Source organism: Hymenobacter sp. UYCo722 (assembly GCF_040547115.1).
Classification (GTDB): Bacteria; Bacteroidota; Bacteroidia; order Cytophagales; family Hymenobacteraceae; genus Hymenobacter.
On record NZ_JBEPPC010000001.1, the window covers coordinates 969,782 to 990,748 of the forward strand.

Consider the following 20,967-nt stretch of genomic DNA (forward strand, 5'->3'; position numbering starts at 1 on the left):
CTACGCTTAATGAAGAATGAGGAATTAACAGATGAGGGCCAGGCGCTGGGGGTCGTCGGCGCGGGCCAGCCAGATGTGGGCCCCGCCGCAACCGACTCGATAGGCGGGCTCGGGAAAGAGCTGGCGAATGGCCGGGGCCAGGTCGCGCAGGTCAGGCAGCGGCTCGGTGGTGGCTACCAAGTCGGTGAGCTGGGCCAGGCTGGCAGCTTCGGCCTCGTCGTGGGGCGGCTGCTCGATGAGCAGTTGGGGCGGGTCGGCGGGATTCATGATGGAGTATTTTGGAAGTGAGTAACCAAGTGGCCCCCACGGCGGGCACCGTGGGGGCCGGAGCGTTAGGCAGCCTGGGGCAAGGCAAGCGGTTCGGCGGCGGCCGGCTCGGGGCTGGTGGGGTCGTCCTGGGCGGGCACCGTGTAGGCGTGCTGGATGCGCAGGTCGGCGTTGCCGGTGTAGGTTTCGGCCCGCCAGATGGGGAAGTCGCGGGCGAAGTCGCGGCGGGCGGCTACCTCGGCCGCGTCGGCGGCTTCGTAGCTGAACAGGGCGATGTAGTAGGTGGCCGTCTTGCCGTCTTTGGTGGTCTGCTTCTTCTCAGCTGTCACCTTTACTACCACGTCGGCAAGGGTCAGGTCATCGTAAAACAGGGGCTCAATGAGGCGGTAAAGGTTTTCGACGCTGTAGCCGTGGAAGAGCACGGCGCAGATAGCGCCTTTCTCGTCGGCAAAAAACAGCTCGGCCCACAGCTTGCGGCCCATGTTCAGAATGTCGTCCTGAAACACGCGCCAAGCCAGCGGAATGAAGGAAAGCGAGTTGCCAAGGGGCACGGTGCCGCCGATGTTGAACTGGCCGGCCTTGGCATCGAAACGCACTTGGCGCGGGTGGCCGGGCAGGTAGCGGAAGCGCGAGACCTGAGCCAGCTCGCCGGTGGCCTCGTCCAGCTTCTCGGTGAGGTAGGCGGGTACGGCCGTAATGGGGCCGCTGAGCGTGAACACGGGAGCCTCGGGGGCAGTGGTGAGGGTTGCACCAGCTTCGGTGGTGGCGGTACGTTGGGGTTTGGCTTTGGTGGACATGATGGGAAATGGTTGAGGGTTGGAAATGAAAAAGGTGGGGCCTGTTAGCGGCCGGCCCCGTTGCCGTTGTTGGTTATTTGAACTGTTTGTCGTGGCACAGAATGGCGCGGCCCACAATGCTGTCGACGCCACGTGCTTCGGGCTGGTGGTGGTACCACAGGTAGGTGGCCACCAGATTGAGGTAAGCGGGGTTGCGGAACTTGCCTTCGTCGTCGATGATGAGAATCAGCTCGCGCGTGAGGCGGATGACATCGACCAGCTGGCAATCGAGCAACCGGTACAACTCGGCCAGCTTGAAGCTGCGGCCGTTGGCGGGGCTGACCGGCTGCGGCTGTGCGCTGTGCGGGTCGAGCAATTGGGGTTGGTAGGTGGTAGCGGTTTTTGACATGATGGGGCGCTTTGTGTGGGGCCGCCCGGCTTGGCGGCCCCTGGTGAAAGAATGGGAGTGGTGAGACGGGCCGCTAGTAGCCTTCGACCTCGAAAATCATCTGCTCATATTCGCCTTCTTCCCACGCTTCTTGCTCCTGCTCGTGGTGGTAGTGGGCCTGGCGCTCCCACTCCTCTTGCTGCTCGTAGTAGGCGGCCTGGGCTTCATCGGCGGCCATTTCATCGCCGCTCAGGCCGTTTAGCTCGGCCTCCGTTGGTTCGTACTGCATGATGGGGGGGCTTTTGGGCCCGCGCTGCTACGGCGCGAGCCGGGTGATTAAAAGCGGGGGTACTTGGCGCGGGCGGCCTGCAAAGCGGCACCGGCGGGGCTGGCGTGGAAAGCAGCGGCGGCGGCGTCATAAGTAGCTTGGGCCTGCTGGTAGCGCGTGATGGCGGCACGCAGCTGGGCAAAGCGGCCGGGCCCGGAGCGGTAATCGTCGCGTAGCGCGTACTTGGCGGCGCGGGCATCGAACATAACCGAATGAGCACGGGCCAGCGCGTGGCGGACGGCGGTGGTAGCCGGGTCGATGGGTGCCGGCGCGGGCACGGGCGCTACCTGTGGCCGGGGCGGGTACTTGGCCGCCAACCGTGCCAGCGTGGCCTGCAAGGCGGCCATTTTGATAGCGGCTTGGCCACCAGCCGCACCCGTAGCGGGCGCGGCTGGGGCTAGAACCAGGCTAAGCATGGGCCAGCACGCCGGCAAACTCATCCTCGGCCTTGATAACCTCCCACACGGCCCCGAAGGCATAGCCGGGGTGCGTGGCCCGCATAGAGCGGAAGGCCTCGCGCAGCGCATGAAACGGGCACTTGCCGGTGCCTTTGAAGTCCGGGCGGGGCTGCCCTTCGGCAGCTGGTTCGGCCAGCTTGAGGCTGATGTACCAGGAGGTGCCGCCCTGGTCGTAGGTGGCGGCGGACTGCGAAACCCAAATGCCGGCGAACGGGCAGAGGGCGGGGCCTTTCCAGGCGGCAGCGGCAAGCTGCAAAAGTTGGTTGGGTTGCATGGCTGTATGTGTTAGCCGTGGGGTGCCCGCGCCGTAGGCCTCCGGGTGGGCGAGTAGCTAGGTCCTTCCTTTCTACTCTCTAAAGATACAAACAAAATTTGTAATTACAAACTAAACATTTATAAAAGTTTGCTTTACCACAAGTATTTATTTCGTATCTTTAAGCATGGAAAAAGACAATAAAAGAGTAGTAGCAGTGGTGGGCAGCCGGGGCGTGAAAAGCTGCGCCGCCCTGCTGGCGCGGCTGGCTGAACTGGAGCCAGCGGAAGTGGTGAGCGGCGGGGCGGCCGGGGTGGACGCCCTAGCGGCCAGTTGGGCACGGGCCCACGGGGTACCGCTGACCGAGCTGCGGCCGGACTATGCCGCCCACGGCCCCACGGCCGCTACCCACGTGCGCAACGCCGAGATAGTGAAGCGGGCAGCGCTGGTGCTGGTGGTATGGGACGGCCGCAGCAAGGGCACGCTGAGCACGCTGAAGGCCGCCCGACGCCTGGGCCGCAAGGTGGAGATGCTGCCCCTGGACTGAGCCCACGCCAAGCGGCCCCGCTGGCCCCGGCCGGGCACCTGACCAAAGAAGCTGAATGCCTTGGCCTGGGGGTTTGGGGGCGGCCTGAGGCCCCCAATGGATACTCAGCGGAGCCGGCCTTATGAGGCGGTAGCGGCCGACCAACGGGAGGCGGCGGAAGCCGAGGAAGATGACCGGGCGTCAGCCGGGGCATGATGGCGGGGGCTTGGGGTACTCCCCAATGAAACCCTCCGCGAAGCGGGCCTAATTGTTTGGCCTGCGTGGCCTGAACGCAGACTTCAGGGGCAGGTGGCCGGCATTTTCCAGCCGGTGTCCTGCGGCCGCATCAGGGGGTGCTGGCGGGCGGCGTTAGGGCCTTTTTGGGGCCTTGCGCGGCCTGGCAGCGGTGCGGGAGGTTGGCGGTGGGCGGCTGGCTGACCAGCGGGAAGCGGGCCGTGGGGTGGTTTTTCGGTAGCGTAGGCCGGCCGAATGCAGCGACCGGAGCCATAGCAAGCTGAGTGAAGAGGGACGTCAGGAGCGATGAACGGGGCGCAGCGTTGGCGTAGGGAGCGAAATGAGGTGGGCCGGAGCGTAGGGCGGTCGTCGCACTCAGCAGCTGCAGCGTCGGGGGAATGCGGGAAGGATGGGAAGGGCACGACCAACGGGAGTGGTGCGCAGCACGGCAGCGAAGCGGACCCCTGGACAGCCTGACCCCGGCCCGGAGCAGCGCGGAGGGCCGGGGGGCCGCCCAACTACTGCATGTCACTCAAAACGCCAATCCTTCAACTATTAAAAATGCAATTATACTGGCATTTATGAAGTCGTCTGCTATATGCAACCAAAATTGTCTATTTGGTGTAAATTTGCAAGGTCAATAGTGACTATCAACTTTTTTTAGACAACATGCATATGTTCAGCAGCACGAAAGCCGGGCACTTGGCCCACATTGGAATGACGGCCCTGCTTGGGCAAGTGGCCACGCACGAATTAGTGCCGCCCGACCCGACGGCGATTGAGCACTACGGACGGCTGATAATTCAGGCGCTGGTGGCCATTGTGACCATTTGGGCGACGATACGCAAGACCCTGCAGAAGCCCGAGGAAGTGGTGAGGGTACCGGTGGAAGCAGTGCCCGGGGAGAAGGCCGGCAATAGCGGCAACGGGAGCAATGGCAACGGAGCAGAATAGTGTGTCGACGAGGTTACGGCTGCTTCCGCCGCCGCGGCTGAACGTGGCGCAACGGCTGCGGCAGGCCACGCGGCTGTCGCAGGTGCGGACGGAACTGGTGGAAGCCTATCAGGTGGCCTTGCGGCGCTGGATGGGTGACCCGGTTCTGATGGCGCTGGGGCTGCCGATTGTGACGGAAGGGTACCGGTCTCCGGAACGGCAGGATGAGTTGTACACCCACGGACGGAGCGCGCCGGGGCCGGTGGTGACGTACAAGCGCGGCGGGGAAAGCAAGCATAACACGCTCCCAAGCCGGGCGCTGGACGTGGCCTTTCTACTGGCCGATGGGTCAGTGTCGTGGTCGGGGCTGCTGCTGAGCAAGTTTGCGCGGCTGATGAAAGCAGCCGATGCACGGGTGCATTGGGGCGGCGACTGGCCGGGGTTCAAGGACCGGCCGCATTTTGAGGTGTAGGGAGGAAACGAAACGAGCGGGCCAGATGGTCCGCTCGTTTTGGTTCGCGGCATAATTGAATGGTACTACGGGGACTGTATACTAAATTTTATTATGCTATAGGTCAGTTTATTAAAACTAAAATTGACATCATATTTAGCAATCACAAACTAAATTTGTTAGTCAAGCCGTATACTTGTGGCGGCTAAGCAACTAAAGTAACCTTAGCCGTCTACAATATTTAACAGCCCTAACCTATTTTCAGATGGACCATGTCATTTTATTGGGCAAAGCCTATCCCCTACTTTCAGCGCATCCCCTGCCCATGATGAATATGTTGCTGTCGTGCGGGTTTCCTTCGCCGGCCGCCGACTATGAATCGGAGCTCGTGGATTTGAACCGGTTGATGCTGCGGCATCCGGACGCTTCGTTTCTGGCCCGGGCCCACGGTCAGAGCATGACGGGCGCGGGCATTCACGATGGCGATGTGCTGGCGGTGGACCGCAGCATGCAGGCGCAGGACGGGGATATTGTGGTGGCCTGCGTGGAGGGGGAGTACACGGTGAAACGGTTGTCGCAGCGGGTGGACTCGGTGGCGTTGGTGGCGGAGAATCCAGCCTATAAGCCCATCGTGGTGCGGAATGCAGATGACTTGAGAATTTTTGGGGTGGTGGTGTTGGTGTTGCATCCTCTCGTGACGGAAGGAAGACGGGGATTGAGCTACGTGCGGCCCCAATAGTTATTTAGGCTCCACGAGCCCCTGGCTTCTTAGGCGAAGAGCACCTGACTTATTGGTATTTACCCTGGCCCCTTCCCAAAGAAGCGAGCCCACTACCCTACTGCCTTATGTTCGGCCTGGTCGATTGCAACAATTTTTACGCTTCGTGTGAGCGGGTGTTCCGGCCGGAGCTGGAAGGGCGGCCGGTGGTGGTGCTGTCAAATAATGACGGCTGTGTCGTGGCCCGGTCGCAGGAAGCCAAAGCGCTGGGGCTAAAAATGGGCGTGCCCTACTTCCAGGTGAAGGCAGAATATGAGCAGCGCGGCGGGGTGGCGTGCTCCTCAAACTACGAGCTGTACGGCGACATGAGCCGGCGCGTAATGTGGTACCTGCAGCAGCGGGCCCCGGCGGTAGAAATCTATTCGATTGACGAGGCCTTTCTGGACTTGCACGGTATGCAGCGGCATTTCGACCTGCCGGGCTGGGCCAGCGACGTGCGCGGGGCGGTGAGGCAACGCACCGGCATTCCGGTATGCGTGGGCGTGGCTCCGACCAAGACATTGGCCAAGTTGGCCAACCGACTGGCCAAGTTGACTAACCAAGTGGCCAACCAAGTGGCCAACTCGGCCAACTCGGGCTTGGGGGTGGTAGTGCTGGATGACGAAGAGCAGCGGCGCGAGGCGCTGGCGCAGGTGGCAGTGGAGGATGTGTGGGGCGTCGGGTATCGGTCGGCTGCCAAGCTGCACACGGCGGGCATTCGCACGGCCGCGCAGCTGGCGGGCGTGGGCGATGCCTGGGCGCGCAAGAACCTGGGCGGCGTGGTGGGGGCGCGGATGCTCCACGAGCTGCGGGGGTTTCCGTGCTCGAGCGTGACGGTGGAAGACGAGGCGCGCAAGTCGATGTGCTGCTCCCGCTCGTTTGGACAAGTGCTCACGCAGATGGAAGACGTGGCTGGGGCGGTGGCCACCCACGCGACGCGGGCGGGTGAAAAGCTGCGGGCGCAGGGCATGGCGGCGCGGCTGATGACGGTGTTTATCGAAACCAGCCGGTACGGCAACACGCCCCCGCCCTACTCCTTTTCGGCGCAGCTGACCCTGCCCACGGCGACGAATGACACGCTGGTACTGGCAGGCTGGGCGCGGCGGGGAATGGAGCGGCTGTGGCGGCCGGGCATGCGGTACGTGAAGGCTGGGATTGTGCTGGATGGATTGGAGCGGGCGGGTGCGAACCAACAGGCGGCGCTGTTCGCGGATACCGCCCGCTCGCCGGAGCGCGCCAGGCTGATGGGCGCGCTGGATGCGCTGAACAAGCGCTATGGGGGCGGCGCGGTGCGCGTGGGCGCGGCCGTGACAACGGCAGGTCAGCAGGAGCCGTGGGGAATGAAGCGGGGGGCGAAAAGCCCGGCGTTTACGACGAAGTGGGGCGAGCTGTGGCAGGTGCAGTGTTAAACGCTTCCCACCCCTGAATCAGGAATCAAATTATTTGAGCAGATTTTACAGAAACGAAATGGCAAACTTGATAATGCTGCTGGGAGTGCGGGTGCAGAGCACGCCAGGGGTGGTGCGGGAATTGGTGGTTACCCGACCGGGCGCTTCCTGGGAATGGCGGGCCGGGCTGCCGGCGCTGATGGACCAGCGGCCGGCCCCGGCCGTGCTGGTGGAATATCTGGTGCGGCTATTTCAGCGGCAGCGGCCGACTGAAGCGGCGTCGGTGGGGCTGCTGGGCCTGGCAGCGGTGGTACGGATGGCGCTAGCACGAGCGAATGAAGAGGACGAGGAGTGGGAATGGGCGCAAGAGGTGGCGTGAGGCGTGTCCGACACATGAACTGAAACGAGCAGTAATTGCAGCACTCAGGACAATTTCAGCTTGGGCCTTTTTTCTTTGGTGCTTGGTCCCTAACAATGGCCGAACGTGCGCAGAGAGGTACTGGTGGCACTTTTGCCTGAGTTCAGCTTAGTCCCTTTTCCAGAACAGCTTGGTCCCTACTGGTACACCAGCTCGGCCGTTGAGGCGACGATTTTGAAAAGCCTGGTGCTTGGAATGGGCACAGGAAACAGCATGAGCACATTCGTTGCGCGGACATTCGTGTCCGCAAAACAGGCATTCGTGTCCGCGAAGCAGCATTGATGACCACAAACCCGCAGTTTGGCCGTGGTTTGGCCGTGGTTTGGCCGCAGTTTGGCCGTGATTTGGCCGGCGACAACTACTCTATTACTCCCCTACCCAATCAAGCTGCAGGCGGCTTTCGAAGCCGCCGCGGGTCTGGTGGCGCTGTTGCTGAATTGTTTGAACCTGGGCCAGTGTGAGTCCATGAGAAGAAAGGATGGCATCGAACACTTCTAGAATGTCGGCCAGTTCAGTTAGCAGTTCTTCAGGCGGCGCGGCCTGTACTTCCTGCGCTTCCTCGACCAGCTTGGCCAGCAAAGCGGCACGAAATGCTGGCTCGTTGAGCACCGTAGTGCGGCACTGACGGCCGGACTCCGCAATGATGGCGGGAATGCGGTCACGAACAAGCTTGTGGTACTGCATGGGCTAAAAACGCTGAACGTAGCGGGCGGCGGCAACGTCGTCGATGAAACGCACGGCGCGGCTGGCCAGCATGGCGGCGAAAGTATGGTCAGTGCTCAGGCCGGAGAAACGCAGGGCAGCATCTTCGCGCACGGCCTTTTGCAGAGCTGGCGACTGGTGGTAAGTGCTGTATGCGGCGGCTAACAGCGGCTCGGCAGCGGTCAGGCGCTTGGCATCGGGCACTTTGTCGCGCTTGGTGTGCTGGTTGAACTCACGGTCGACGGGCAGCAAATTCCAGAGCTCGTTGACCGGATACACCGCTAATGGTAGCAGGTGGTCGAGGTCGTAGTGCTGCGGCTGGGTGAGGCGCTTTTGCGTCCAGGGGCAAGTAAAATGGTGGTTTTCGTGTAACAGAATATCAACCTGGTTGCGCTCCCACGAAAGCGGACGGCGGTTGTCGGGGCGGGCAGTGAGCAGGGTATAAACTTCGCCGCGAGCAGCCTGGCGGTCGTTGTCCTGGGTGACGCCTTCGGTGAACATGCACCACTCGTGCAGGCAGAGGGCTTCGACGTAAAGGGAGAGCCGGTGGAAGGCTTCCCACAAGCTAGCCGGTACTACGACGCAAGTGTCCTGGGGCTGGGTACCGGGCAATGGCAGGACAGCGGGCGGCAACTGGTCGTAGCGGGCGGGCGCATCAAATACCGACCAATGGCCCGGGCCGGCGTACTTGATGGGCATCTGAATGGCTTTGGCAGTGGCCGCGACGGTTTGTCGGTAGGCCTGCTGCAGCGCGGGTGAGTAGGTGGCGCGCCGACGGGGCGTACGCATCTCCGTGAGCAGAAAGAAGCCGTCGGCAGGCTGGGGAGTGAGTCGTACCAGCTGCTGCCACTCGGCGCGCAGGTTGGTGAGGGCTGGGCGGAAGGCTACGTCGTTGCGGGTGGCTTCATCGCGGATGGCACGGGCACCCTGGTAGATAGGCTGCTGCGCGTCGGCAAAGGGCCAATAGTAGGCTACCCACAATTCAGCCAAGCGGCTCAACGGTACGGCTACGGGCTGGCCCTGGCGGGCAACGTCGGGGTACATGAGCACCACGTCGTTGATGGCTCGGAGCAGTGCTATTTTGTAGCTGGTGGTTTTGTTGTCGTGCTTGAGGATGGTGGCAATGGCTTGCTCACCGGGAATGACGGGCATTTGAGGGCCGAAAAGTTATCGGAATCGATTAGAGAAAATGCCACTTAATAAATTATCAGGCAGGCCGTTATTTATCGGAATGGGTATCGGAATTTATTGAGCCTGGTTCAACTCGTGGGGCCGTTGTCAACCCGGGCCTCTATCGTCTGTTGCACGGCGGTTGGAACAGCGGAGAGGATATCCAAACCGGTGGCCGTTTCGATGGCGTCGACGCTGGTACGATAGGTGCCCCAAGTGGTGCTGATGCTGTTGTCGTTGGGGGTGTCGATGGCGATGACGCGGGTGCTGCTGGTGACGCGGGTAGCATCGTCGGTGCCGGTGGGTAGGATGACGACGACTTTCCAGCAGCGGGCGGGGACGGTGACGCGGCCGTTGTCGAGGGTGGTGGCGTAGCCGTTGGTGCCGGTTCCTCCCCTGCCGTAGCTACCGCAAATGATGTATACCTCGTTGCCGGTACTGAGGAAGGTGCGAGTGTAGTCTTCCAGGTTAGCCCACGTCTGCTGGTTGTTGCGCGGGGCCTGGGGCATCATGTTGGTCATGAGGAACGTGGCCGAGTTGTCGGCTACGGTGTTGGTCCGGTCAGCGCTGGGGCAGTTGTGGCCGCGGTCGAAGCCGGAGCCGGTGTAGCTGTTGGCCTGCACTTGGTACCAGCCGGCAGGCAAGGTGGCGTCAGGGCGGAAGTCGTCCTGGCGGGCGGCGCTGCCGCGCCAGTCGGTACTTAGATGCCAACTGACCCAATTGGGGATGCCGCGGTCGCGGTGGTAGCTCAGGGCGTATTGGGGCTTGCTGAGCAGGTAATTGGTGGGCTGGGTTATATCAGCGGTGGCTCCGCTGGGGTTGCCGAGGGTGAGGTGCTCGGTTAGGGCGGGCTGGGTTGGGGTGATGGGGCCGACTGGGGGCGTGACGGGAGTTGGGGCGACTGCCTCCTTCTGGCAGGATGCTAGGAAAAGGCAGTAAGTGAGAATAGTATGTTGGAACGGTCGAAGTCGAAAGAACATGAACAGAACGTTAAAGCATGAATAGTGTCATAGTGCGTAAGTTCAATGAGTAACCAGAAAGTGAATCAGTTTTCTGGACGCTCTCGTCGGGGTTAAAAGTGGGGTAGCGTTTCAATTATTTGCGGTCGGAGTTGAGGGCAGCAGCTAAGTTGAACTGCACGTCAATGGCGGTGTCGGAGAGGCGTATTTCGTAGCGGCGTTCGGTGGGGCCGTATACGTTGACAGTCTGGTGGCCGGCGCTGAAGGAATGGTCGGTGAGGTAGTCGGCGCGGCCGAAGAGGGCGCGCTCGATGTCGTCGGCGTGGTAGTCGGTCAGGGTGCCGCCAAGGGCTTGGGTGTTGGTGCGCGCCAAGTCGAGCAAGTAGTTCAGCTCTTTGAGGGCATCATGGTTACGGGTTTTCTCGTCGGGCACCAGCAGGACCAGGCGGTCTTTGGCGCGGCTGATGGCGACGTTGAGAATGTACTCGCGTTCGAGCATGGGCTTGAAGCGAGGCTTAGCGGCAATGTATTCGGGGGGGCTGAACAGGGCAAAAACAAGGTCGCACTCGTCGCCCTGGAAACCGTGGATAGTGCCCACATTTTCGTTCGCATCGATGACTTCGGCGGACAGCTGCATCTGCTTCAATACTTCGCGCACCAAGGAAGCCTGGGCCGTGTAGGGCGATATGACACCCACACGGTAGGGCTTGGTGGGGTCGGTGAGCAACGTGATGTTCTGCGCGACGTGGCGCACAATTTCAGCGGTGAGCAGGGCGCTATAAGGGTGGTACTGACTGCCCTGCTGCAGGCGGCGGGCCTGGAGAATACTCTCGCCGGGTTGGACAGGAAAGCGGATGATGGTAATGTCGGTTAGCGTCAGCTTGCCAAAGGTGGCGTCGCGGCGGCCCTGAAAGGGAGCGCCGTTGGGCCGGGGGTTGGGGCTGGAGCCGGTGAGTGGGCGTGCATGGGAAAGCAGGCCGCGGTAGGCGTACTCACTGAACAGCTGGCCGAGCGGGGGCGTGGCGCGGTATTGGGTTTCGAGCGGAACCACTTCGTATTGGTGCGGCGTGGTTTGGCGCGTGGCGAAATCGTTGAGCTGCACCAGCGAGTAGAGGTTTTCCTCGGCCAGCTGGGGAGCTAGCACAACGGGCGGGATTTGCAGCGGGTCGCCGCCGATGATGAACTGCCGGCAGTTGGGGCTTTGGTAGATGACGTTGAGAGCCGCGATGAGCGGAATCATGGAAGCCTCGTCGAGGATGATGTAATCCCACGGTGCTTTGGCCAATGGCTGGGGGGTGAAGCCGGCGCTGTAAGTGGCGTAGGGAAAACGGGCAATGGTGGTGATGACCGTGCAACAGGACATGGCATCGAGGTCGGTGTCCTGGGGGCCGCGAACCAAGCCGGGCAACTGGTCAAGCTCAGGGTCGGCTGTGGTGCCGTAGCGTACGAGCCAGCTGGGGGCAACCTTGACACGCGGATTGTCGCGGCTGGGTTCTAGCAGACGCTTGGTCAGCACGTCGGCGGCCTTGTTGGTGGGGGTCAGGACCAGGATGCGGATGTCGCTACCGCGCTTCTGCATTGGGATGCGGATTTCCTTGTCGGCGAGGTGTTGGGTTTTGCCGGTGCCGGGGGGGCCGAAGATGAAGCGGATGCGGGGCGGGGGCGGAAGGTCGGCCTGCAGGTCTTTATCGGGAGCGAAGTTGAGCTGGTTGAAGTGGGTGCGCAGGGTTTCAGCCAAGAAAGCAGGCGAGGCAACACGAATGGTGAAGCGACGCACCTGAGCCAGGTCAACGCCTGCTTCGTGCAAGGTTTTGGGAAGTTTGACGCGCAGGGTGAAATCTTTGACACTGGCAATGTCAACGAGGACGCTTTTGGTGGAGCCGTCGGCGAGGGTCAACTCCAACTCCAGGTTGGGTCGGTCCTCAATGTTGCGGGGAATGTATCGGGCCGGGTCGCGCAGGATGAGCGTGCGCTCTTTCTTATCGATGGGGTCGAGGCTGCCTTTTGCGAAAGAAACGCGCACCTCAGTGACAGCATCGTACTGTTCACCGCTGAGCAAGGCTTCCAGTTCCAGCGCCTTTTTGCACCACTCGTAGGAGTAGCGAGGCAGAGTTTCAAGGGCAATGTCCAACTCGGCGCGGTACTGCAGGGCATCGGCGCGCTCGTCGGCCTGCTGCTCTTCACGCTCGCGGGCGCTGGCCGTACGCTCGGCGGCCGCAGCAGCCGGGTCAGTGTCAGGCTGCTCGTCGGGCGTGGGGGTTGCTAGCGGCTGGTGGCCCTGGCGTAAGGCATCGATGCGGGCCTGCTCCTGCTCGGCGCGGGCACGACGGGCAGCTTCGGTGGCTTTACGACGTAACTCCAGATACTCGGCTGGTGTCGTGCTGGTGGGAGTTGGGCGAGGTGCTGAACTACCCGAGGGCGAATCAGCCCCTACGGGACCAGGGCCGGCTTCCGGGCCGGGGCCAGTTCCATCGGTGGGACTTGTAGGCAGGCTGCCGGGTTGGGCTGCACGGAGTGCGGCCAGAATATCGGTAGCCGACCGCCCGCTGTTAAGCTGCTGGGTGAGCAGACGCAGCGCTTCCAGCTCAGTGGTACTAAAGTGTTCGCTGAGTAAGGCCTCACGCTCGTCCTGGATGCTAAGGGCACGCAGCAGTTGCTTGGCCACGTCGCTTTCTTGGTCGTAGTGGGTAGCCAGCTCGGCGGGGTGGGTTTGAAAATAGCTGGTGGATTGGAGTTGTCCGGCCTGGTCGTACAGCCAAGGATGCTGCATCAGCACTTGAACGATGCCGGATGCGCTCAGGTGCTGGGATGGAGTACCGTAGTATGTGTAGGTATGGTAGCGATGCAACAGGTAAGCCTCGCTGTGAAGCCGACGCAGCAGGAAGCCGTATAGCGTTTTGGACCAATCGGGCGTAACCTGTAAAATGTTGTCGATGAGGCTGTCAAGGGAAAAGTCCATTACTTCCTCTTCTTTGACACTTTTGCAGCCTTTGGAACGCCACATTTTCTCGTCGTCTTCGGTGGCCTCTTGCTCCAAGGTTTCGACGCGGGGCAACTCGGCCGCACCGGCGGCCAGCCAGAACGCCCGCAACTGCTCGGGGCTGTAATCCGGGCTGAGAGGGGCGTAAAATTCGAGGTTGACCATTGCCACTTTGGGCGTGGCGTGGAAATAGAGGGTCAGCTCGGGAGATGGCAGATAGATTTGGCCGGGGCGGCACCAAGCCTGAGCACCGGATTTGCCGCGGCGGCGGATAATATGCTTGTCGGCCAGCAATTCGCACAAGCGTTCACGACGGGCCCGGTCGGGCGCAGTTTCTGCCCAACACTGCAACAGGGTACGGTAATGACTAATGTGCTCTTCGTCGGTGACCTGAATGCCAGGAGTAGGTCTGTAATGCGGTAAAATCTGGCTTTCGACCAAGGCAAGCAAGTCGGGCGCGCCGATGCCGATGAGCTGGCGGAAGCCGGCCAGCGTGGGTTCATGTGCCAGGTCGGGATGCAGGGTAGGAATACCCGGCAAAGGGGCATCCGATGGCAGGAATACCTGAGGGGTACCATCGGAGTGCCAAACAGGAAGTTGGGTATTGGGGGTGTCGGGTGTGTCGGGCTCAAGACGGAGTATGGGCTTGTCGCGCAAGGGGCGTTCGCCGGTGATGAGCAAAGAGCGGCCCGGGCCGGTGTCGAGGAAACGGTAGAGGGTGGCAAACCAGGCGGTGGGCTGCTGGGCGGCAAAGGCATTGGTGAATTCGGCAGCTACTTTCGGAGCAGTGTACTGCTGTTTGCGCTGACCGCCAGGCAAGAGAGAGATGACATAGCGCACCAGGTCGGACTGGCCTTTGTTGAGGCTGGGGAAAATCCAAGCGGCTTTGGGGTTGCCGGTGAGCTGGCGGAGCTGGGGCTCTGCGAAGGTGAGCAACAACTCTTCGGATTCGGAGAGGTAAGCATTCTCAGCCTTGACGTGGGAGCCGGTGCTGGTGGGCAGTACTCGCCGGATTTTGAGGGCGGCGGTGACTGCCTCGTGCAAGGGCACAAACGAAACGCCGCTGCGCTCGGCACCCGCATCGAGAGGGGTGCGGTCGAGAGGGAATAGCCGAAGCAGGTCGTCGGTGAGCAGTGAACTTGGGCGGGCGGGCGCGTCGGGTACGGGGGCACCGAAATGCGGGAATGGAGCTAGGTCGCGGAATGTGGTGAGGGCGCTGGCCAGCAGGTCAGCGGCTTGTTTTATCAGCGCAACATTCCAGGGGTCGCCACCGCGCAGCAGCTCGCGGCTGTCACCGAGCGACCAGGGGGCTTGAATGATGAAACGCAACTCGTGATTTTCCTTGGTGCTGAAGTAGCAGAAGGTTTCAAAACGCTGGTCGGCTTCCAGGGTGCCGTCGGCGCGGAGCGCGAAGGCCAGGGTAGTGCTGAGGTCGGGGCGGTCGGGTACGGGCTGGCTGAGGGTCAGAAAGCGGTGGTTGCTGACGGTGACCGCGCTACGGGGGGCAGCGGCGCTTTCCTGGCGCAGTGTGGTGAGCTGAACACTGACTCCTGGTAGAGGCAGCGTAGCATTCGGGACGGGCGCGTCGTCGCGCAGGTAGGAGCCGTGAGCAGCGGGCTTCTGTTTGGGGGTAGCGCTGGGATAGTCGAAAACCTGCCAGGAAATACCGCGCAGGTTGGGCAGGAACAGTAGCGGGAATCGTAGGGTAGTCAGCGCGGCGGCAATGTCGCGGTGGGCTTTGGCCTTCCAATCGTCGTTGCCGGCGTTGAAGGGGAACCAGAATAAGGTGGGGTGCAGCTTGGCATCCCACGGGAAATGGGGCTTGGCTTCGTCGTTGCGCAGCAGGTTGGGGACGATGAGGTCTTCGATGCGAAATGCAAAGTCCTGGTCGTAGATGTGCGGGGTCTTGGTGAAGATGAAGACGGACTTGAAGCCGGTGCCGAATTTGCCGATGGTGTTGCCTTGCTGGGGCTGGTCGTCGGGGTTGGTAGACTTGGAGCCGTGACCGATGCTGGTAATAGCGTTGACGTGGCCTGGCGTGGCAGCGGCAGGCTGGTCGGGGTCGGTGATGGTGAAGGGAGCACCGTTGTTACGGATGGCATCGTGGTAGAACGCCAGGCCGTCGGGGTAGAGGGCGAAGCAGGCCTCGAGGGCCTGGGCATCGTTGGCGTTTTGCAGCAGCTCGTAAAGGAAGTGCGTGTCGGTCTGGTGGCGGTGGGTAACCATGCGCCGGACACCAACAAAGTCGGGGTGATTGAGGGTTTCGGCGTGGCGGCGGCGCTGGACGGCCAGCTTCTCGAACAGTTCAACGTGGGGCATCGGGGTAGAATTATTTTCGCTACGGAAAGGACTAAGGCTGTCAGCACGCTAGCCTAATAATGAGGTTTTAGGCCAGGCAATACTGGTGCAAGATAGTTGCCTGTTGTGCAACTTAGAGGCATCTTTGCTTTCCCCCTACCCTACTTTGTTAACTATATGGATTCTGCTACTAAAAATGCTACGCCGGACACTGTTAAAGCCACTCGTTTGGACGGCAAAAGCCTAGATGTGGCAGCTGAGAAGTTGGCACGGCTACGTGAGCTGATGCCAGAAATCTTTGCTGAAGGCAAGCTGGACGTCGACAAACTAAAGCTAGTGCTGGGCGAGGATGTGTATGTAGGCGAAGAACGGTACGGACTGAACTGGCCAGGGAAGGCTGAGGCCTACCGGGAGATTCAGAAACGTACCACGGCTACGCTGGTGCCGGACCGCGAGGGTAGCGTGGATTTCGACACGGCGGAGAACGTGTTTATCGAGGGGGAGAATCTGGAAGTACTTCGGGTGCTACAGAAGTCCTACTTCGGGAAGGTTAAAATGATTTACATTGACCCGCCTTACAATACTGGTAATGACTCCTTTGTATATCCAGATGATTACACGGAGCGAAAAGAAGTATTTGGTAAAAGGTCTGGCCAACTCAACGAGGACGGTTATCTCAATAAACTAGACTTATGGCGTGCCAATAGCAAAGACAATGGCCAGTTCCATTCAGTTTGGTTAAGCATGATGCTCCCACGTCTGTATCTGTCGCGCAATTTACTTCGTGAGGATGGAGCAATTTTCGTATCTATCGATGATACTGAAGCAATGAATCTTCGTCAGCTGCTTGATGAGGTCTTCGGCGCTGAAAATTTTGTTGCACAAGTAGTATGGCAACGCGCTTTTTCGCCTATCAACTTAAAAAAGCACTTTTCAGAAAGTCACGATTACATTCTATGCTATGCAAAGAACCTAGAGAACTTTACAATCAAGGGCTTAACCAGAGAAGGAGAAGCACTTGAACGCTACAAAAATATTGACGACGACCCTCGCGGACCCTGGACTTCGGGTGGATTGGATGTTGGTCCTGTGGTACCGAGCAAAGTATATCCTATCACAACACCAAACGGTCGGGTTGTCTACCCGCCTGATGGTTACTGCTGGCGGGTAACCAAAGAAAAATTCGAAGAGCTAAAAGCTGATAACCGAATTTACTTTGGAAAGGAAGGCAAAAATGTTCCCCGGCTGAAACGATTCTTGACGGATGTAAAGGATAGTATTACACCCATGACACTTTGGACAAGAAACGAAGTGGGAGATTCGCAGAGTGCCAGCCGCGATTTAAAAGCGCTCTTTGGCGGAAAATCCCTATTCGACTATCCTAAACCTGTTGGGTTAATTAAACGATGTATTGAACTAGTTGTAAACGACGGAGAACTCGTATTAGATTTTTTTGCAGGTTCTGGCACAACGGCTCAAGCTGTAATGGAATTTAACGCTGAGAAAAGCGTGAAATGCCGTTTTCTACTAACTCAACTTGCTGAACCAATTAAAAGCAATCAGGCTGCAATTGATGCTGGTTATGAAAGCATTGCAGAAATCACTAAGGAGCGAATCCGACTTGCTATTAAGGAACAGAAAAAATCAATGTTCGCTAGTGATGGATTAGGTTTTAGAGCATTCAAATTGTCTGGAACCGCTCTTCCTGTATGGAATGAAGCAATAGATATTAGCTCGGCTAAACAATTGCAATTTTACTTGGAACCAGAGCTGAAGCATGGTAAAGCTGATTTCATATTCGAAATAGGCTTAAGACTTGGCTACGGTTTATCAATGCAATTATCTACACTTGATGGCTTAGATGATTTGTACCTGATTAATCAGGAAACAGTGGTTTGCTTGGCCGACAATTTTAATAAGAATCATTTGGATTCGATTCTTGGAAGCGGCAAAGTCAAGGTTGAAATCTTGGATAGGGGATTCCAGAGCGACCAGAGCAAAACCAACGCGGCACTTACCATGCGTGAAGCAGGCATTGAACAAATCAATTTCATCTAAGATTACAACCGCAATATGCTTATTCGCACTACAGAACGTGAACACAACTTTACTAACCGGCTCTTTACGCACCTATCATTATTTTCGCTACAAGGACTTACGCTGACAGCTGACCTCGATTTTTCTGCAGCTGTAGAGGCAGTACAATACAATGACGGCGAAGAAGTTAATTTATCGATTCTTTTCCCTGAGCTACAGGCAAAAGCTAAGTATTACTTGGCCAAGGCACTTGATATTCCATTTTATTACATAGTCTATAAGGAAGGCACCTTTTATGCAAATCTGATTCGGTTTGAGCCAGATTTTTCTGCTACTCTTATGCTTACCATGAACGAAGACCAGTTCATTAAATGGTGGGCATCACTTAAGGGCATGAGTCAGCCCAAACCATTACTAATAACGGCTGCCACTCGAGTTGAAAAATCGGTTTTTGACAGTGTATTGACGAAGCATGGAATGGCGTGGGGTGGTAATATCGACGGGTATATGTTCAAAGACAAGCGCTTTGCTTGCATTATCGAAAATATATATACCCAAGTTCACCCTTTAGAAAGTCCTAAAGGTGAACCTTCGCCTTATTTCTTCAAAAATGGGCCGAACTACAATACATGGCTACCTACAATAAAGCTGGCTACTCAACTTAATGTCCCACTCTTCTTATTTACTATCGAGGGAAATAGTCAACGCGACCGTATCGGCTTCACCGTTATAGACCATTTATCCAATAGAGGTATCTTTTATTTAGATAATATAATGCCCAATGAGAACATTGTAGAAGGGCTTGATAAGATAAAAGAAACGGTTTTAAAAAGTTTAAGTGCTCCTGTTCCCCGCATCATATGAAATTGCAATTTGATAGTTCGCAAGATTACCAGCTTGATGCCGTGCGGGCAGTGGTGGACGTATTTGCAGGGCAACCGCTGGGCGAGGGCGGGTTTGACACGTCGTTTCAACAAGAAGGGGCTTCGCTGGAATTTACAGAGCGAGGCGTCGGAAATCAATTGGTGCTAAGTGATGAGCAACTGCTTGAAAATATCCAAAAGGTGCAGAAGCGGAACGGGGTTGGCCGGTCAGCAGAGCTGGCGGCAACGACGCTGAGCCAGGGCGGGGCGACGGTCACAATTGGGCTGAACCTGACTGTGGAAATGGAAACCGGCACGGGCAAGACGTATACCTACCTGCGCACTATTTATGAGCTGAACAAGCAGTATGGGTTTCGCAAGTTCGTGGTGGTGGTGCCGAGCGTGGCTATCCGTGAGGGGACGCTACATAGCTTGAAGGTTACCCACGAGCATTTCCAGACGCTGTACGGGCGGGTGCCGATAAACTTTAGCGTGTATGACAGTGGGCGGCTGGGGGCGCTGCGCAATTACGCGACGAGCGACGCGCTACAGGTGCTGGTGATGAACATTGATGCCTTCACGAAGGACAATAACATTATCAATACCAAGCGGGAAAGCGGGGTAAAGCCGATAGAGTACATACAGGGAGTGCGGCCGGTGGTAATAGTGGACGAGCCGCAAAACATGGAAACGGACGTGCGGCGGGGGGCGCTGGTGAACCTGAACCCGCTGTGCCTGCTGCGCTACTCGGCGACGCACAAGAACCTGTACAACCTGGTGTATAGTCTGAACCCGGTGCAAGCGTATGACCGGGGGCTGGTAAAACAGATTCGGGTGGATGGAATCACGGGCGGGGGCAACTACAACGCGGCATTCGCGGAACTGCGGGCGATAGTGCCGGGCAAGCGAAGCATCGGCGCGAAGGTGTCGTTTTATGAGAACGGCAAGACGGGAGTGAATAAGGCAGAGAAGGCGGTGAAGGTGGGCGACGACTTATTTGATTTATCGGGCGGGCGCGACGCTTACAAGCAGGGGTACATTCTGGAGAGCATCAACGCCGGTGAGGGTTGGATTGAGTTTAGTGGGGGGCTGCGGCTGAACGTGGGCGAATCGAAGGGGGGGCAGACAGAGGACGTGATGAAGTTTCAGGTTCAGCAAACGGTGCTGCACCACTTTGAGCGGATGAAGCAACTGCAGCCGCGGGGTATCAAGGTGCTGTCGCTGTTTTTCATTGACCGGGTGGCCAATTACCGGGGGCTGACTGAGGACGGCAAGCCTACGCTGGGTAAGCTAGGGGTGTGGTTTGAAGAAGCATTTCGGGAGCTGGCGGCGAAGCCAGCTTATGAGAACCTGATACCGCATGAGGCGGCGGCCGTCCATGCGGGGTACTTCTCACAGGATAAAAAGGGGTTGAAGGATACGAACGGCTCAACCAAGGCCGACGACGACACTTACAGCCTGATAATGAAAGATAAGGAGCGGCTGCTCGGGCGGGCGGAGCCAGTGCAATTTATCTTCTCCCACTCGGCGCTGCGTGAGGGCTGGGACAACCCCAATGTGTTTCAGATTTGCACGCTGAACGAGGCCAAGAGTACGCTACGGAAGCGGCAGGAGATTGGGCGCGGCTTGCGGCTACCGGTGAACTCGCTGGGGCAGCGGGTGATGGACAAGGCACTGAACGTGCTGACGGTGGTAGCGAATGAGAGCTACGACAGCTTCGCTCGTGCGCTACAGACGGAGATTGAGGAAGAAACGAGCGTGTCGTTTGCGGGGCGGATTAAGAACGTGCGGGACGTTGCAACGATTAAGCGCACGAAGGAAATCACGCCGGATAACTGCCCGCTGTTTTTTGAAATATGGGACCGGATTAAGCACAAGACGCGCTATCGGGTGAGCTACGAAACGGCCGACTTAATCAGGCTGGCCGTCGAAGAGCTGGGCGACGTGAAGCGGGTGCCGAAGACGGTTCGGCCGAAACTGGTGAGTGAGGTGGCGCGGCTGGGTATGAGCCAGAAAGATGGAGTGACGGCTACGCTGACCAGCTCGTCAGCCAGTAAGACGGAAGTGGTGCGGTATCCGATACCGGATGTGTATGCCTACATTCAGCAGCGAGTGAATATCACGCGGCGGACGATATATGAAATACTGACGCAATCGGAACGGTACGGGGAGCTGGAAGTGAACCCGCAACTGTTCCTTGATAACGTGGTGGGGGTGATTCAGCGGACGCTGAACAAGCTGCTAGTAGCTGGGGTGGTGTACGAACAGCTGGCGGGCCAGGAGTACGAAATGAAGCTGTTTGCGAACGAAGAGATTGAGACGTTTCTAAGCAACTTGTTTGCAGTGAGCGAACACCCGGAGAAAACGCTGTACAACTACGTGCCGGTGGATAGCGACACGGAGCGGACGTTTGCGCGAGACCTGGAAGCTGATACCTCGATTAAGTTCTTTTTCAAGCTGCCGCGGGGGTTCAAGGTGCCGACACCGATTGGCAATTATGTACCGGATTGGGCGGTGGTGCTAGAGGCTGACCGACGGGTTTATTTTGTGGCGGAAACGAAGTCGACGCTAGATGAACAGCTGCGGCGGGACGTGGAGAACATGAAGATTAAGTGCGGACGTCGGCACTTCGCGCTGCTTGCTGGTGAGGGGGTGATGTATGACGTGGTGACGAGTGTGCGAGGGATGCAGGGAGTGGCTGAGGGGGCATTGGAGAAAAGCAATTAGAACAAGAGCCCGACCCAAACGCTACTTTTTCTTAACTAAAACGCCCTTCCAAGC

The 20,967-nt window shown here is 58.6% G+C and carries 20 protein-coding genes; 9 read left to right on the plus strand and 11 right to left on the minus strand.

Annotated elements, in window-relative coordinates; all coding sequences use genetic code 11:
• Positions 1–24: 24 nt before the first annotated feature.
• From ABIB44_RS04285 to ABIB44_RS04310, 6 genes are all read right to left on the minus strand, one after another.
• Entirely contained in the window at positions 25–267 is a 243-nt protein-coding gene (locus tag ABIB44_RS04285) for a hypothetical protein (protein WP_354583382.1), read from the minus strand.
• 65 nt (positions 268–332) lie between these two features.
• Positions 333–1,064 carry a hypothetical protein gene (locus ABIB44_RS04290; protein ID WP_354583384.1) on the minus strand — a complete coding sequence of 244 codons (732 nt, stop codon included), beginning with the start codon at positions 1,062–1,064 and terminating at the stop codon, positions 333–335.
• Positions 1,065–1,137: 73 nt separating this feature from the next.
• Positions 1,138–1,452 carry a DUF3846 domain-containing protein gene (locus ABIB44_RS04295; protein WP_354583385.1) on the minus strand — a complete coding sequence of 105 codons (315 nt, stop codon included), beginning with the start codon at positions 1,450–1,452 and terminating at the stop codon, positions 1,138–1,140.
• A 73-nt stretch (positions 1,453–1,525) separates the two neighbouring features.
• Positions 1,526–1,720 carry a hypothetical protein gene (locus ABIB44_RS04300; RefSeq protein ID WP_354583386.1) on the minus strand — a complete coding sequence of 65 codons (195 nt, stop codon included), beginning with the start codon at positions 1,718–1,720 and terminating at the stop codon, positions 1,526–1,528.
• 47 nt (positions 1,721–1,767) lie between these two features.
• A complete protein-coding gene (locus ABIB44_RS04305; protein ID WP_354583387.1) occupies positions 1,768–2,175 on the minus strand; it encodes a hypothetical protein in 408 nt (135 codons plus the stop codon).
• Positions 2,168–2,491: a hypothetical protein gene (locus ABIB44_RS04310; RefSeq protein WP_152559829.1), complete on the minus strand. Its 324-nt coding sequence runs from the start codon at positions 2,489–2,491 to the stop codon at positions 2,168–2,170. The genes ABIB44_RS04305 and ABIB44_RS04310 overlap by 8 nt, the downstream gene beginning before the upstream one ends.
• A 166-nt stretch (positions 2,492–2,657) precedes the next feature.
• Here ABIB44_RS04310 and ABIB44_RS04315 point away from each other — a divergent pair, with 166 nt between their 5' ends.
• Complete coding sequence (locus ABIB44_RS04315) at positions 2,658–3,017, plus strand: SLOG family protein (protein WP_354583388.1); 360 nt, start codon at positions 2,658–2,660, stop codon at positions 3,015–3,017.
• 325 nt (positions 3,018–3,342) lie between these two features.
• Here ABIB44_RS04315 and ABIB44_RS04320 read toward each other — a convergent pair whose 3' ends face one another.
• Complete coding sequence (locus ABIB44_RS04320) at positions 3,343–3,504, minus strand: hypothetical protein (RefSeq protein ID WP_354583389.1); 162 nt, start codon at positions 3,502–3,504, stop codon at positions 3,343–3,345.
• Positions 3,505–3,899: 395 nt separating this feature from the next.
• Between ABIB44_RS04320 and ABIB44_RS04325 the strand changes: the two genes are divergently transcribed.
• The 5 genes from ABIB44_RS04325 to ABIB44_RS04345 all read left to right on the plus strand — a co-directional run bounded on the left by ABIB44_RS04325 (position 3,900) and on the right by ABIB44_RS04345 (position 7,138).
• A complete protein-coding gene (locus ABIB44_RS04325) occupies positions 3,900–4,184 on the plus strand; it encodes a hypothetical protein (RefSeq protein ID WP_354583390.1) in 285 nt (94 codons plus the stop codon).
• Position 4,185: 1 nt separating this feature from the next.
• Positions 4,186–4,635 (plus strand): M15 family metallopeptidase, encoded by a 450-nt coding sequence (locus ABIB44_RS04330; RefSeq protein WP_354583391.1) that lies wholly within the window; start codon positions 4,186–4,188, stop codon positions 4,633–4,635.
• A 304-nt stretch (positions 4,636–4,939) separates the two neighbouring features.
• A complete protein-coding gene (locus ABIB44_RS04335; RefSeq protein WP_354583392.1) occupies positions 4,940–5,353 on the plus strand; it encodes a LexA family protein in 414 nt (137 codons plus the stop codon).
• 107 nt (positions 5,354–5,460) lie between these two features.
• Entirely contained in the window at positions 5,461–6,780 is a 1,320-nt protein-coding gene (locus ABIB44_RS04340; RefSeq protein WP_354583393.1) for a Y-family DNA polymerase, read from the plus strand.
• 58 nt (positions 6,781–6,838) lie between these two features.
• Positions 6,839–7,138 (plus strand): hypothetical protein, encoded by a 300-nt coding sequence (locus ABIB44_RS04345; protein WP_354583394.1) that lies wholly within the window; start codon positions 6,839–6,841, stop codon positions 7,136–7,138.
• Between the two features lie 405 nt (positions 7,139–7,543).
• Here ABIB44_RS04345 and ABIB44_RS04350 read toward each other — a convergent pair whose 3' ends face one another.
• From ABIB44_RS04350 to ABIB44_RS04365, 4 genes are all read right to left on the minus strand, one after another.
• Positions 7,544–7,861, minus strand: a complete 318-nt coding sequence (locus ABIB44_RS04350; RefSeq protein ID WP_354583395.1) for a pyrophosphohydrolase domain-containing protein — start codon at positions 7,859–7,861, stop codon at positions 7,544–7,546.
• A gap of 3 nt (positions 7,862–7,864) precedes the next feature.
• Positions 7,865–9,031: a DUF8808 domain-containing protein gene (locus ABIB44_RS04355; protein WP_354583396.1), complete on the minus strand. Its 1,167-nt coding sequence runs from the start codon at positions 9,029–9,031 to the stop codon at positions 7,865–7,867.
• Positions 9,032–9,138: 107 nt separating this feature from the next.
• Positions 9,139–10,029 carry a DNA/RNA non-specific endonuclease gene (locus tag ABIB44_RS04360; protein WP_354583397.1) on the minus strand — a complete coding sequence of 297 codons (891 nt, stop codon included), beginning with the start codon at positions 10,027–10,029 and terminating at the stop codon, positions 9,139–9,141.
• 115 nt (positions 10,030–10,144) lie between these two features.
• Positions 10,145–15,307 (minus strand): DEAD/DEAH box helicase, encoded by a 5,163-nt coding sequence (locus tag ABIB44_RS04365; protein WP_354583398.1) that lies wholly within the window; start codon positions 15,305–15,307, stop codon positions 10,145–10,147.
• A gap of 156 nt (positions 15,308–15,463) precedes the next feature.
• On the opposite strand from ABIB44_RS04365, the gene ABIB44_RS04370 reads away from it, so the two are divergent.
• From ABIB44_RS04370 to ABIB44_RS04380, 3 genes are read left to right on the plus strand one after another with little or no spacing between them, the layout of a single operon-like run.
• The gene (locus ABIB44_RS04370) at positions 15,464–17,344 is read left to right on the plus strand and encodes a site-specific DNA-methyltransferase (RefSeq protein ID WP_354583399.1); all 1,881 of its coding nucleotides are present in this window, start codon (positions 15,464–15,466) and stop codon (positions 17,342–17,344) included.
• 15 nt (positions 17,345–17,359) lie between these two features.
• Positions 17,360–18,187 carry a hypothetical protein gene (locus ABIB44_RS04375; protein ID WP_354583400.1) on the plus strand — a complete coding sequence of 276 codons (828 nt, stop codon included), beginning with the start codon at positions 17,360–17,362 and terminating at the stop codon, positions 18,185–18,187.
• The gene (locus ABIB44_RS04380) at positions 18,184–20,913 is read left to right on the plus strand and encodes a restriction endonuclease (protein ID WP_354583401.1); all 2,730 of its coding nucleotides are present in this window, start codon (positions 18,184–18,186) and stop codon (positions 20,911–20,913) included. The genes ABIB44_RS04375 and ABIB44_RS04380 overlap by 4 nt, the downstream gene beginning before the upstream one ends.
• The last annotated feature ends 54 nt before the right edge of the window (positions 20,914–20,967 follow it).